The 14,392-nt window shown below is 46.9% G+C and carries 11 protein-coding genes; 9 read left to right on the top strand and 2 right to left on the bottom strand.

The genetic code is table 11. The annotated features are described in order from the left end of the window. Positions 1 to 2: 2 nt before the first annotated feature. Positions 3 to 1,916 carry a type VI secretion system Vgr family protein gene (locus LL912_RS22085; protein ID WP_235555785.1) on the bottom strand — a complete coding sequence of 638 codons (1,914 nt, stop codon included), beginning with the start codon at positions 1,914 to 1,916 and terminating at the stop codon, positions 3 to 5. Between the two features lie 416 nt (positions 1,917 to 2,332). On the opposite strand from LL912_RS22085, the gene LL912_RS22080 reads away from it, so the two are divergent. From LL912_RS22080 to LL912_RS22050, 7 genes are read left to right on the top strand one after another with little or no spacing between them, the layout of a single operon-like run. Next, positions 2,333 to 3,091 (top strand): hypothetical protein, encoded by a 759-nt coding sequence (locus LL912_RS22080; RefSeq protein ID WP_235555784.1) that lies wholly within the window; start codon positions 2,333 to 2,335, stop codon positions 3,089 to 3,091. A 40-nt stretch (positions 3,092 to 3,131) separates the two neighbouring features. Further along, positions 3,132 to 3,983 carry a TssN family type VI secretion system protein gene (locus LL912_RS22075; protein WP_235555783.1) on the top strand — a complete coding sequence of 284 codons (852 nt, stop codon included), beginning with the start codon at positions 3,132 to 3,134 and terminating at the stop codon, positions 3,981 to 3,983. 21 nt (positions 3,984 to 4,004) lie between these two features. Beyond that, a complete protein-coding gene (locus LL912_RS22070) occupies positions 4,005 to 5,156 on the top strand; it encodes a type VI secretion system baseplate subunit TssK (RefSeq protein WP_235555782.1) in 1,152 nt (383 codons plus the stop codon). A 47-nt stretch (positions 5,157 to 5,203) separates the two neighbouring features. Continuing rightward, positions 5,204 to 5,725 carry a type VI secretion system TssO gene (tssO, locus tag LL912_RS22065; RefSeq protein WP_235555781.1) on the top strand — a complete coding sequence of 174 codons (522 nt, stop codon included), beginning with the start codon at positions 5,204 to 5,206 and terminating at the stop codon, positions 5,723 to 5,725. A 26-nt stretch (positions 5,726 to 5,751) separates the two neighbouring features. After that, positions 5,752 to 6,843, top strand: a complete 1,092-nt coding sequence (locus LL912_RS22060) for a PKD domain-containing protein (protein WP_235555780.1) — start codon at positions 5,752 to 5,754, stop codon at positions 6,841 to 6,843. A 10-nt stretch (positions 6,844 to 6,853) separates the two neighbouring features. Beyond that, positions 6,854 to 7,282, top strand: coding sequence for a GPW/gp25 family protein (locus tag LL912_RS22055; protein WP_235555779.1), 429 nt, complete (start codon positions 6,854 to 6,856; stop codon positions 7,280 to 7,282). A 36-nt stretch (positions 7,283 to 7,318) separates the two neighbouring features. Next, positions 7,319 to 9,151: a hypothetical protein gene (locus LL912_RS22050; protein ID WP_235555778.1), complete on the top strand. Its 1,833-nt coding sequence runs from the start codon at positions 7,319 to 7,321 to the stop codon at positions 9,149 to 9,151. A 37-nt stretch (positions 9,152 to 9,188) separates the two neighbouring features. On the opposite strand, the gene hemW is transcribed toward LL912_RS22050, so the two are convergent. Then, a complete protein-coding gene (hemW, locus tag LL912_RS22045) occupies positions 9,189 to 10,310 on the bottom strand; it encodes a radical SAM family heme chaperone HemW (protein WP_235555777.1) in 1,122 nt (373 codons plus the stop codon). A 92-nt stretch (positions 10,311 to 10,402) separates the two neighbouring features. On the opposite strand from hemW, the gene LL912_RS22040 reads away from it, so the two are divergent. Together LL912_RS22040 and LL912_RS22035 are read left to right on the top strand one after the other, a co-directional pair. Further along, a complete protein-coding gene (locus LL912_RS22040; protein WP_235555776.1) occupies positions 10,403 to 12,208 on the top strand; it encodes a POTRA domain-containing protein in 1,806 nt (601 codons plus the stop codon). A 145-nt stretch (positions 12,209 to 12,353) separates the two neighbouring features. After that, on the top strand, positions 12,354 to 14,261 hold the full coding sequence (locus tag LL912_RS22035) for a S9 family peptidase (protein ID WP_235555775.1): 1,908 nt from the start codon (positions 12,354 to 12,356) through the stop codon (positions 14,259 to 14,261). The last annotated feature ends 131 nt before the right edge of the window (positions 14,262 to 14,392 follow it).

Genomic DNA, 14,392 nt, shown 5'->3' with positions numbered 1-14,392 from the left:
GGTCAGTTGATTTTAACAAGGGCCCCGGTCAACGATGCGATACCATCGCCTTTCAGATCCAGCATAGCACCGGCCAGTTTTGCCTGGCCCGATCCGTTAAGATCAAGTGAAGCGCTGGCATCTACTTTTATATCTGCCGCCGAAAGCTCCGCCGACATCTTACTTTTCAGCGAAAGCGTATCGTCTGCTTTTATACTTACGTTCGTCGCGTTAATGTTGATCTCATCTGCGGCCAGGTTAAGGGACTGCTTCGCTTTAATATTGATCGTACCCTCCGAAGTAATGTCCATAACTGTACCATCCCGTTGCATATCGATTTTAAGAATTACATTGCCGCCACTTTTCACGCCAACGGTCGCACGCCCCTTATCACCATCGAGAAAAACCACCGAAAAATTATCGTCGTCGTTACCGCTGGTAAGCTTTATTAGTTTTTGCTCCTTATTCTTTAATAAATAAAGCCGGTTACCGATATCGTTGTCAAAATCATCTGCCAGCATCATTTCACCTTTCTCGTCATCCATTTCCAGCCGCCTTCCTGTCTTGGTACCAATCCGTTTTATATGATTACCTTTTTCCGGTATTTGGGGTTTATGTTTTTCTGTATACAATGCGCCAACCACGTAGGGCCGCTCCGCATTATTGTCTGTAAAATGCACCATTACTTCATCCTCAATTTCCGGAAGGAACCGGAATCCTTTTCGGTCACCCGCATGGGGCACAACCAGTGGGATCCAGGGACTTTTTTCATCGTCCGTCATCCAGGGAAATTTCACCTTTACCCGCGCCATCCCGGCATCATCTTCATTGTCGGTTACAATACCGACCTGGGAAACAGCTCTTGGAAAAACAGCAGCATTGGCATAAGGGGGGATCTCCGATTCAAAAGGCACCGCCGTAAAATGGTTGCTGTAATGATCTGCCCGCATAGCGCTGTGATGGATCTGGGTGATGATAAACCGCTTTCCCCCGGAATCATCCTGGTCCTTGATCTGGATGATCCGGCCGATCGCCAGCTGGTTGTTCCGCGTGCTACCGGTTATAGCTGCCGAGGCTGTATAGCTGGACTGCTGGTCGATACGGAAAATATGATCCATCATTTCCTGGTCAAAACCTGAGGCCACGAAGTCATCGCCCCGCGTTTCCAGTGCTTTTTTGCCGGCGTCCTGTGCAGCTTTCAACATTGCATTCTCTGGAACAGCTTCTTCTTTCGAAGAACGAAGCGTTTCTCCTTTAAAACTGTCCGTGCCCACCATGGCACGCGCATTTCGCAGTACATGCGCATGAATATTCAGGTTAAACACATCATCCGGGGCAAACAATTCTATGGCTTGACCATCGGGCTTTTTTCCAAACAAAAAATATTCTCCATCATAGTAAGCCCATTCTCCGAATCGCAGCGCCAGCGATGTAGTAAAATCAAATAAGGTCTGATTGTATTGAACGGTGTAGTGGAGCGGGCGGGTATACCCGGGGGCTTTTTTCACCAGCGATTTGAGTTCCGAATCCTTATAGGCCTTATCAATGATATCCGAAAGCGTCTGTTTATAAAAAGAATGATATTCCGGTATCTTGTTGATTTTACAAAACAGCCCCGAGCCGCTGATCTGAAATTCGTAATAGTGTTCATCGATCAACGATGAGTTTACTGCTTCGATAACGCCCTTAAACCGGTGGCGCGAAGCATCGCTGCTGTCCTTGAACTCGATCTGAAGTTCCTTTCCCAGGACCGATTTTTTAAAATTGATGATCGCATCGAGGGTGGCATGATCATCATCTGCACGCATGGAAAAAGAGAAGTAATTCACTTTTACAAGCGCTTCATCCAGCAACAGATTCGAAAATAAAACAGGCTGGCTGTTTTGATATCCCTGGATGATAATTTCAGTTTTACTCAAAATGGCGTCGTTCGACATGTGTTGTGATTTAAGCCGGCTTTTAACAGATGAAATGAACCATTCACTGTATATAAGGTAAATCAACGGAACTGATACCCGATGCATACCTGTTGTCCTTTCCTAGATTACACAGCTCGCTATTGCCTAGTTTACAGAATAGGTTTTATTCTTCGTAAAAATAGATCATTGCCCCACTACAAACCATCGCTATTATTAGGTATAGCGGGCCGCCGCCTTTTTTTTTACTTTTGGTTATCCAGATTATATCGGTCTGGTCATGATGTCATAATTAAAACAACATGAGCTCCCGGGGTCACCATATTATGAAACCTCCGTTTCGCGCAGAAGCCATATGCGCGGGATTAATTGAGTCAGGAGTGGAGTTGGAAAAAATTATCGTCCATGCAAAAGGTGGTTTCAAAAAAAGCTTTAGCATGGATGTATCCGAAATGGTCGCAACCGAAACCGAAGGCATTTTTGAGATGATGTTGAACCGGGATGGTATCTATGATAAGCTGCCCGAGGGACTTTTTCATCAAACAAAGGGCAACAGCCGCGTGCGCACCGTTCAGGATGCCGTGGATGAGCACAAACGATTCAGGGAGGAAGAGCGGCAGGCCCGGAGTTTTTTTGCCCCCCTTGAACAATTATTGTTCCGGTATCAGGTTTTTGTGGAAGCGGAAGAACGGGAGGCGCTGTTTACACTGCAAAGCGGAAGGCGGGACCCGGCGTGGTTCCGTTTCTGGAATTTTAATGAATCACTTCCGGAGGAAGAAGCCGGCCGGATGCTGCAGCTAATGCCTTATCTCCATTTTATTAAGGGGGATGCGGCTTCCACAGAAGCGGCGCTTGGCCATATCCTCAGTAAAAAAGTAGTGCTGCGGCAGGAAGAACGCAGGAATACCGTGGCTATGCAACACCCCGCAATACTTACGGAAACGCATATGGGAATGGACAGTGTGCTGGGGCACAACACCCTTGAGTTTTTCCCTTGCTGGATTTTTACCATCGAGGGAACATCGAATGAAGAAATGCAGCCATTTGTCAAACAGCCCAACAAAATGACGATTCTTCAAAAATTTGAGGACCTCTTTATCCCTTTTGAAATGGACGTGCAGTTCGAATTCGAGATCCGGGAAGAAGCGGCCGGCAAAGACCTTGGCGCAGTATTAGGCTACGGAGCTCATATTTAGCCCGGGACTTTATAAACATTTATTTCAAAACTTCAGCACTATGGCGTTAAAGTTTTTTATACTCTACGCAGGGATCTTCCTTTTCTCTTCACTGGCCTTGATACCCTTTATCCGGCAAATGAGCAGCACTTTCAGCAACATGGGTAAAAAGCCCTGGATTTTTAGTTTTATAACAGCAGCAATTTCTTCCGGTACTGCATTTGCCATCACCTATATTACTCAAAACCTGTTTACTACTTTTTGGTTGCTGAGCGGGGTATTTCTCCTGCTTGGCCTGCTGTTTTTATTACTCATTCATAAAAAATATTTTCGAGCCCGGCGCGATAACCGGAACAAACAATTATTTGCCGAGCTTCTATTTGGGTTTTCCATTCTCTTCCTCTGTGTGTCGATCTTTTCTTCACTGCAATATTTCCTGAAAGACCGGAACTTCATGTACTTCCCCGTATTGCTGTGTATGCTGTTCTTTTTTATTCCCATTTTGCTGCTTCACACGTTCGATGCCGCCATCAGTATCCCGCCACCGGATTATACCTCCTGGACCTACCCGCAGCAGGAGATCGAAATGCCGGATGAAAAAGAGGGCGAGCACCTGTATGTGATCTGGTTTGAAATTGCAAAAAAGATTACCGGTGATCAGCAACGTACTTTTTTCAGAGGGAAAGCCCCGGAAGATATGCTGCTGGGGGATCTGTTCTATCATTTTATTAATGAATACAATGAAGACCACAGCGAAACACCCATCGAATATACCAGCCAGGGAAAGGTCGCAGAATGGTTGTTCCGTACCCGTCCGAAATGGTATCGTTTTTCCAGGGTGCTGAATGCAACCACGACCGTAGCTCAGAATCGTATCAAAGAAAATACCATTATTATTTGTGAACGCGTTTAATCATTTTTCAAAAGCTAAAACATGGACAACGGATTTCATTTTTTGCGTGTAAACTGGTCAGATGGCATGAAGCTGAATAAAGAACTTTTTATTGCCCAGGACAATGCCGCTGCCGCCACGGCCCACCAGCTTACGGCAACCACGCTTTCACCCATCCGGTATGGGCTGATCCCGGATGAAAAAAATTTCAATGTGCGCCTTTCCGTCGACAACCAGAACACCATCCGGGTATCGGTGCTGGCGTTGAAAGCACTTACACGGTCGGGGGTACCGGTCATTATCGATGCATTCACGGATGCGGCAGCAACAGATGGTGTTCCTGCAATATCACTGGAGATCAACAGTAACCAGCCAACCACCGGCTGGGTTGTATTGCTAGCAAAACCCTTTGAAAGAAATCCCGCAGGAGCTATCGATCCCGATGAAACGCCCGCCCGTTTTCCCTATGTGAAATCAGGATTCAGCGTCCATATTGCAGATGCGCACAATATCCAGCAATATAGCCAGCACCCTCTGGCCATCATTATCGGCAAGGTAATTATAAATGGAAATGGAGCACATATTGAAGAAGAATATATTCCTCCCTGCATCGCCACGGCTGCATCGCCGGACCTGACCGGGTTGCATGCTGAGCTAGACCAGTTCCTGGCCGGGCTGGAACAATCCTGCTCCATAATCGTTCAGAAAATCTATAAAAAAAGCCAGCAGAACGCATTATCGGAACTGGCACGATTCCTTTGCGACCGGATGATGCTTTTCCTGGGACAGGCGATCACCGAGTACCGGTGGAGCATTATTTACGAATCACCGGCGAAAATGCTCAGCTACATTGCAGCCTTGTCCAGAGTCATAAAAAACACGATCGATCTGCGTATCGGGTCCGGAAAAGATGAGTTGATGAGTTACCTGTGTGAATGGTGCGAACTGAACCAAGGCGAACTGGAAGGATTGCTGAATGAAATGGCCCTGCTCCGATACAACCACAATGATATCAATGAAAATATCCGGCAAATCATACAATTTGCCAAGGTAATCGGGAAACTCTTCAATACACTGAGCAACCTGGAATTCATTGGCAAACGGAAGGATTCGGGCCTATTCGTAAAGGAAGAGCAATCTTTCCCGGTTAATGATACCAACGCTCCCAAACCCAAGCGCCGGTTTTTCGGTTAAGGCCACGGTGCTTACTGACCATATATTCAATAAAAAAAAGAGCATTCATGAAACCCAACAATACCAACGAAAGAAGCAGTGCCTTTGCAAGGTTCCTCCTTTTCTTTTTTCTGACCATTGCGCTTATTATTACCACCATCTTCTTCGGCATCCGGATTCCCTATGCAGAAAACGAAAAGCTCCGCGAACAATTGGCCATTATTGAAAAAGAAAACCAGTTCCGGGATCATTTTGCAAATGACATGTTACAAACACAGTCGCTCCTGGACACCGTTAATATGGACCCTGCAAAATCAGGACTCATCGATGGACGCATTACTCAAAAAATCCAGGAGATGGATGCACAATTGAACAAAAATGAAACCAGTTCAAAAGAAATTTACGCGCAGATCATCAAAGCACTGAATAATACGCAAACCGATAAAAAAGGGTTGCGGGCCGCCAGCAGCAAGGATTCGGTAGTTGCAATGTACAATGCACAGATCCAGGAACTAAAAAATTCGCTTACAAAATGGCAGGACTCCTATAAACAACTGGAAATGCAGAACCTGCTCCTGCGCCAAAAATAAACAGATGATCTTAAATCTTTTACCGTATGCATTTTGTATATACCAAACAATGGGGCCGGCTGGATTTCAGGGTATGGTTCACCCTGATCATCGTTGCGGTAACAGCACTGGCGCTGCTTAGCTATAAGGTGGTAACCAATGTTTCCTGTCCAGAATTCCAGTTAAAGACCACGAGCAATATCAATCATATTTCGGATGGCCCGCACACGTACTTTGTAAATGAGCAGGTTCGCTTTTTTGCTACACACAATGATGCAAGCCTGATGGTTACCTGGAATTTTGGTGATAAATCCGCCACACAGATCGGCGCATCGGTAACACACAGCTTTATCAAAGAAGGCAACTATCTTGTTACCGCCATTATCAACGGTCGTTGTGCGGAATCCATAAATATCCGGGTCATTCAAAACAGTACGCTGGTCAGTACCAACAGCAGCCCCCAGATTAACCGCATTGTCTCGGATGATGTGGTGGCCACCGGCAATGAAACCGTATTCAATACCACTGCCGAATCAGCTACATACAACTGGAGTATACAGGAACTACCGGAAATGGGGCAACAGATTACTAAAACCGCAAAATTTATTTTTTCAAAGGCCGGCACTTTCACGGTGACCCTCAAGCTGGACCAGGGAGCTTCCTATCAAAAAACCATCCAGGTTACCGATCCGTTGGGGCCTGCTCCCAATACCACATCCAGCCTGCCATTGCCCCCTGGCCCCGCTGAAGTTGGCCCGCCCCCACTTCCTGCAGCAGCTCCTGAAAAAAAAGAGGAGGAGCCCAAACAGGAAGCACCCAAACCCGCAACCCAGGAACCGGAGCCCGCTACAGCAAAAGTATACGATCAGCTACCGGAGCCTGCCATACAAGCAATGCTTGAAGAGGTTACAGAAGGTAAAAAAAGTATTGCCGACTTTAATAACATCCTTTGCAATGGTGCAGGCACCAAGGTAATGGCCAACAATCAGTCTACCACCTTTGCAGCGCTCTGCAACGAGCTGAAGGAAAAAAAAGGATTACCGTTGCTAAAAAGGAAAAAAAGGATCCAGTCCTTTAAGGTAGTAAGAGACCCGGCAAACGGCAACTGTGTAAAAATCACATACATTACATATAAGTAAATTGATGCAAGTGAAAGAGTATTTAAAATTGCCGCTGCGATTCGACCAATTTTTCGATCGAAAAAAGCTTCCCTCCTGCGGTCTGGTGGATTCGATCTATCGCAACCTGCACCTGATCATAACAACAGGACGGGGCGAGAATAAAACAGATACCGCATACGGCGCTTCATTCTGGGAAACAGACTACGACATCCATCTCGATAATGATTCCCGGAAAGAATTAATCGTGAATAATTTAAAAAAGCAGATCGCCCTTTATGAAAAAAGGCTTGCCCATGTGGAAGTGCATGTAGACGTAACACTTACCGTGCTTAAAACACCAAGTGCCGATCTGCCAAGAAGAAAGATCGAGATTACGATCAGCGGCCAGATCCAGAAGACCTTGGAGCCGTTCCGGTTTCAAACCGGTTTATTCATCGGACCGCTCACATTGGATTAATAGCTATTTACTGTATCCATCCAATCTGATTCAATTATGGAACTCTTAAAAAAAGAACAGATCCGCGACCGGATGATTCGCCTGGCAGCAGCGCACTGGCAGGTTCCTGAAAACGAAATCGAAGCCAATTTTGATCCGCTGCTAATGTTGATTTTTGACGTATTGGCCGGAGAAGTAGAACATATCGGCTATCAGATCAATGACGTAAAAAGCCGCTTGCTTAATGAGCTGTCTACCATCATGCTTCCTCATGCTTTATTAAGGGCAAAACCGGCCTCCTGCGTTATTACAGCAACACCCGCGGAACAAACTGCGGTACTGGAACAGGAACATTGCTTTACAACGGTAGCTGCCTCGCAAACAGCCGGATCTCCATCTTCTGAAACCGAGCTTTGCTTTACCCCAAACGGCTCGGTAAAACTATTCCGGCTACATACCTTGTTCTTAAGAACAGGTAGCAGGGTATATAAACTGGGAGACGCCGGGCGTAAATCACTGGTATATGAAGCCCCGCAGGATAAAGCGCCTGTTAATGAGATTCATTTTACACTGCACACAAAAGACCTGTTTGAAAGCTTGCAGGGATTGCAGCTCTTTTTCGATCTTAAAGGACACTCTGAGGCTGCGAACTTTTATTTTGCGCTGCAACATGCCCGGTTGTTTATCAATGAACAGGAGACCCGTTTTACAAAAGGATATTATCAACAGCAGCAATACGAAACCAGCCTGAAAGACAGCCTTGAAATGGAAGGCGATTATAGCCGGAAAATCCGGAGAGAAGTCGCCGGTATTTATGAACAACAATTCATCACCGTACAGCAGGAATCCCTTGTCTCCGTTCCACAGGATGCTTCCATCTTACAAAATCTGCCGGATAAGCTGCAGGAAGAAATCCGCGCAAAGGAGGTGATCTATATCACTCTTAAATTGAGCCGGCACTTCCAACAGGAAGCGCTGGAGCGGATGCTGGTGGGCGTAAACGCATTCCCCGCATTAAACCGGAAACCGGAAAAAATCCACTTTAAAACTGAAAAATGGATCAATATCATTCCCTTGCCGGTAAAAGGGTCTTACCTCGATATTAAAAGCATCGAAGGCGCAAATGGTACCCGGTATCAACTACGGCCCGATGCCGGCGAAGACCCGATCCATGAAGGGCAGGCTATCGTAAGATCTGCGAAAGTTGGAAAAGAAAGCAGCCGCGATGTGCGCAATACCATTAACAGCCTGCTGGAAAGCATCCGGGATGAAAGCGCCTATTTTAGCAGAACCAGCAACGACCTGATTGCCTCCCAGCTTCACGAGATTTCCAAACTGCTGACACGCTTGCAGGAGCGTCTGGCCGTTTCCAAGGACGAAAAACCGGCCTTTAATTATGTGCTGCTAAGATCAAAGAAAGAGCAGGAAACCGTATTTGTAGAATACTGGTCCACCACCCCTGCCGCAGCGGCAGCTGTAAAGGCGGCAGCCGTGTTTAAACCGTTAATGCATACGTTAACGGGAAGCCCCTGCATCGCACTTACCGCCGTTAGCGGCGGTGTGGAAACATACAGCGATTATGCCCAGCAGCAAATGTTGATACGCCAGCTCTCTTCAAGAGGCAAGGTTATCAGCAAGGAAGATATCCGGCTCTTATGTCACGAGCTTTTTGGCAACCGGCTTCAAAAAGTGATCATTAATAAAACCATGAACGTACTCCAGGGTCCAAAAACGGGCATTACCCGAACCATTGGAATCGATCTTTATCTGAAAGAAACCGATTATACAGAAGACGAGTTAGCCTACCTGCAAAAGCAGTTGCGTTACCAGCTGGAGACCAACGCTTCCTTTTCATTCCCCTTTGAGATAAACATGGTATACAGCGACTAACCATTCTTTATAGAACATGTGATAACCGCAAACAGGGTCATGCAGTAACAAACAGGTCCGCAGCAATACCGTCGGCGAACAACTTTCCTTCACGGGTGAGCCGGATGCCGGTTTCATCAATAATCAGCAGTCCGCGCTCTGCATATATTCCGGCCTGCTCCAGGATCCGTTGTTTTGCAGGCCCATCCAGCTGTTTCAGTTTTATGCCTTCGCTTGTACGAAGTGCAATCATCACATATTCGTTTTGTTGCTGCGCCGGCGTAAGCACTTCTTCTTCATAGGGAATATGTCCGGAATTGATAGCTCGGATATACTGCTGGTTATTGGCAACATTCCAGCGGCGGATTACCTGATTATAAGAATGCGCTGCCGGCCCGAATCCATAATAAGGCGTGCCCTTCCAGTAAGCACTGTTATGCCGGCTCCGGAATCCGGGCTTCGCAAAATTGGAGATCTCATAATGTTCATAACCTGCGGCCTGCAACCAGTCCATCAACAGCAAAAATTGCTCCGATTGCACCTCCCCGCTGACATCCTCCTTTATATGTTTTCGTACCATTTTGTCCAGCGGGGTTCGGGGCTCTACTGTAAGGGCATAGCAGGATAAATGCGGGACTCCGGCCTCTAAAGCAGTAACCACATTTTGCTTCCAGCGTTCATTGTTCAGTCCCGGAACCCCATAAATCAGATCCATGGTGATATTATTAAAGTACTGCAGGGCCAATTCCAGTCCGCTCCTGGCCTGAGCCGCATTGTGAGCACGGTTCATCCATAAAAGATCTGATTCAAAAAAAGACTGCACGCCAATACTCAGCCGGTTAATTCCGGAGAGCTTCCATGCTTCCAGTTTTTCGGAGTTCAGGTCATCCGGGTTTGCCTCCAGGGTAATTTCAGCATCGGTTGCAAGCGGGTAGCATTCTCTTACCTTTTTTAACAGGAAATCAATATCCGCTGCAGGCAGCAGGCTCGGTGTACCTCCACCAAAGTACACGGTTTGCACCGGTGCCCGTTCTATAAAATCCGAGGTTGCGGCCATTGCCATTTCTCCTGCGATGGCCTGCACCAACTCTTCCCGGTAATGCAAGGAAGTGGAAAAATGAAAATTACAATAATGACAGGCTTGTTTACAGAACGGGATATGAATATAGATGCCAGACAATGAGGAGGATTTATTTGTTTACTATTTTTAATTCGAACACAGCGCCCAAACGATGCTTCGTTCAGTAAAATGGCGTTTATTTGTGTTTCCGAATGACAAAGGTACAACACCGGTTAACGCTGCTCCTGTTATTTTTATGGATGGGCTTCCAGGCCGCCTCCCAGAACCGGTATGCCCTGATCATTGAGGCTGTTGACCGGGCGCCTGCTTTCATCACCGACACCCTTGGTATTAAAACAGATTTCATCAACCAGGAAGATTGCCGCCAGTATACCCGTCAATTGCTGCCGCTGTTACAGGCAAAAGGCTATATCACCGCATCAGTTGATACCCTCCGGCTGGATTCCGCCTCCGCCTATATGCGGCTCTTTACAGGCATGCGATATACCTGGGAAGCGCTTTCCACCACCGAAGAAAGCCGTAAATGGCTGGCGCAGGTAGGCTATGACCCGCATCTATTTGAAGACCGCCCGCTGGATTACGATCTGTTGGGCAGCATTCAGCAACGTATGCTAAACTATTTTGAGAACCACGGTCATCCTTTTGCAAAAGTATACGTAGATGCGTTAAACATCCATGGTGAAAAAGTATCCGGGCAACTGCAGGTACACCCGGGGCCCCTCTATAAAGTTGACAGTATCCGGATCACCGGCAACGCAAAACTCAGCAACGACTATCTTCAGAATTACCTGGACATCCGGAACGGCTCCATCTATAATAAGGAAAAACTGCAGCGCATCTCTGCGGAGCTCAAAAAGCTTAACTATGTAGAGGAAACCTTCCCGCCCCGTTTTTATTGGGGAAGCATGGGGGGAATGGTTGAAGTTTTCCTGCAGCAGAAGAAAAGCAACCAGGTTAATTTTATTGTTGGCTTTTTGCCCAACAGCGATGTTGCGGCGGCGAAAAAATTGCAGATCACCGGGGAAGGTCTGCTCAACCTGAAAAATGCGCTGGGTGGTGGGGAAACCATTGGGCTGGTATGGCAAAAGCTGGCAGCCGCCTCTCAACAGCTGGATCTTGCGTTTTTGCAGCCCTATCTGTTCCGGTCGCGCTTCGGGCTTGATTTTGCATTTAATATGCTGAAACGAGACTCCAGCTACCTCAATTTTGAATACCGGGCCGGTACACAATATACCATCAACACCCGGCAAAATATTAAACTTTTCTATAACCAGTTCTCCACCATTATCAGCGTCATCAATAAAAACGAACTGCTGCAAACCCGGCAGCTGCCCAGGGAAGCTGATGTAAAAATTTCGAATGTTGGCATCGAGTACCAGCTCAATACCACCAATTATATATTCAACCCGGTTACGGGTTTTGATATAAAGTTTACGGGAACCGGCGGCATCAAGAAAATCAAGAAAAACAACCAGGTGCTGGAACTGGAAGACCCGGAGGATCCCGGATTTAATTTTGGCAGCCTGTACGACACTGTAAAACTCCGGTCGGTGCAGGTTCGTACGGTATTGTCAGCTTCCCGCTATATACCATTGTCTGCGCGTGGTGTCAGCACCATCAAAGCTGCGATACAGGGCGGATATCTGGCCGGCGAAAATATTTTCCGCAACGAGTTATTCCAGATCGGCGGATACCGGCTGTTGCGGGGGTTTGACGAGCAAAGTCAGTTCCTTTCGCAGTATGCTATTGGCACACTGGAATATCGTTATCTCGTTGGGGAGAATTCCTATCTTAACGCCTTTGCCGACGGCGGCTGGGGATACGACGGAAGCCGGGGTGTTCGCAAAAACTACAACTTTCTTGGAGTAGGCATCGGCCTGGCATTCGAAACAAAGGCCGGTGTATTCAATCTTGCCTGGGCTGTTGGTAAACGCAATGACACCAGTTTTAACCTGCGACAGTCGAAGATCCACTTCGGGTTCATCAGTTATTTTTAGGATATGCGGTCAGTTTTCAGCCATTAGCAGTGCACAATAAGCAGGCAGCCATCAGGTGCCCGTTTTCAGGTGCTGGACTTTCGATTCTGGATTCTCAATGCTCATTCTGAAAGAAAGAAAGTACCTTTGCACAAAATTTTTTCACATGAGAAAATTATTCTTCATTCTATCCGCATTATCTATGCTGAAAGCCAATGCACAACCATCTCTCAGCCCCGAAACGCTGCTAAAATTAGGCAGGGTCAGCGCAATAGGGATCTCTAAAGACAAACAGTCCCTGATCTATAAAGTATCGACCCCGAATCTCTCCGCCAATAAAATGGATTCAAAAGAATTTTCGATTCCCCTTGCCGGAGGGCAGCCAACTGAACTGACCAGTTCTGAAGACGTGATTGACAACAACCGAATATCACCCGACGGAACATACATTCTTAGCAGCGAAGCGGTAAAATTAAAAAAAGTGATGGGCAGTGATCTTTACCCCGAACTGGATCAAACATCCGCACAGGTATATACCGCTCTCAATTACCGTCACTGGGACAAGTGGTTTGACGGCAGCTTCAGCCATGTGTTTTTTGCGCCTTATACCAACGGGAAGGCCGGCGAAAAAAAGGACATCATGCCCAATGAACCCTATTTTTGTCCACAGCAACCCTTTGGAGGTGATGAAGATTTTATCTGGTCGCCCGATAGCAAGCAGATCATCTATGTAACCAAGAAAAAATTTGGCACCGAGTATGCCGTGAGTACCAATACCGATATCTATGCATACGATATCGCCTCCGGAACCACAAAGAATCTTACAGAAGCCAATAAGGGATATGATGTAGCTCCGGCATTTAACAAACAGGGAAAAATGGCCTGGTTGCAGATGAAGACCGACGGTTATGAAGCCGACAAAAATGACCTGGTGGTAATGACCAACGGGACTACAGTAAACCTGACCGGCCACAACGACCAGATCAATGTTTCTTCTTTTATCTGGAGCAACGATGGTAAAAACCTGTTCTTTATCGCCCCTGTAAACGGAACAGAACAGTTGTTTACGGTAAACGATATTGGCCTTACCCGCATGCTTCCCCGTATCCAGCAAATCACCAAGGGTGATTTTGACATTACGGCCATCGTGGCTCAAACCGGTGATGAACTTATTGTTGCAAGGGAAGATATTTCGCGGGCTTCAGAGATTTATAAACTTCATATCAAAACCGGTGCCCTTACACAACTGACGCATGTAAATGATGAAGCCTATCAGCAGATTGCCCCGGTTAAAACTGAACGACGCTGGATCACGACCTCCGATCAGCGGAAAATGATGGAATGGGTCGTTTACCCGCCCAATTTTGACCCTTCCAAAAAATATCCGACGCTCCTGTATTGCCAGGGCGGTCCGCAGTCTGCCACCACTCAATTCTACTCCTATCGCTGGAACTTTCACCTGATGGCTTCACAGGGATATATCGTGGTGATTCCCTGCCGCCGCGGGATGCCTGGCTTTGGCACACAGTGGAATGCAGAAGTAAGTAAGGATTGGGGCGGAAAAGTAATACAAGACTATTTAGATGCCATTGATGATATTTCAAAAGAACCTTATGTAGACAAAGACCGCCGGGCAGCGGTAGGTGCAAGTTTTGGAGGGTACTCTGTTTTTGCGCTGGCGGGCCGTCATCAAAAGCGGTTTAAAACATTTATTGCACACGACGGTGTTTTTGACTTTACCGCCATGACCGGCACCACGGATGAACTTTGGTTTGAGCAATGGGAAAAAGGCGGTTATTACTGGGAGAAAGAGAATAAGACGGCACAACGCTCTTATGCAGCTTCTCCGCTGCATGCGGTGGCCAATTGGAATACGCCCATCCTGATCGTTCAGGGTGGAAAGGATTACCGCGTACCCATTGAGCAGGGTCAGGGTGCTTTTCAGGCAGCCCAGCTCAGAGGCATTAAAAGTAAATTCCTGTTCTTCCCCGATGAGAACCATTGGGTATTAAAACCCCAGAATGCTCTTGTATGGCAGCGCGAATTCTTCGGATGGCTGAAGGAAACGCTGTAACAGCGCGGGATTCAATGCTAACAAATCCATCCGTCATAAAAATAAAGCCGGGGACATAAGCCCCCGGCTTTATTGTGTTTGGGAGTGCCCCGCCATCCACAAACGCCATCGCGTCCATGGCTTCCTATGCC

It is taken from the genome of Niabella agricola, from assembly GCF_021538615.1.
Taxonomy (GTDB): domain Bacteria; phylum Bacteroidota; class Bacteroidia; order Chitinophagales; family Chitinophagaceae; genus Niabella; species Niabella agricola.
Note: the sequence above shows the minus strand (reverse complement) of the source record. Positions and strands in the feature narration are given on the sequence as shown.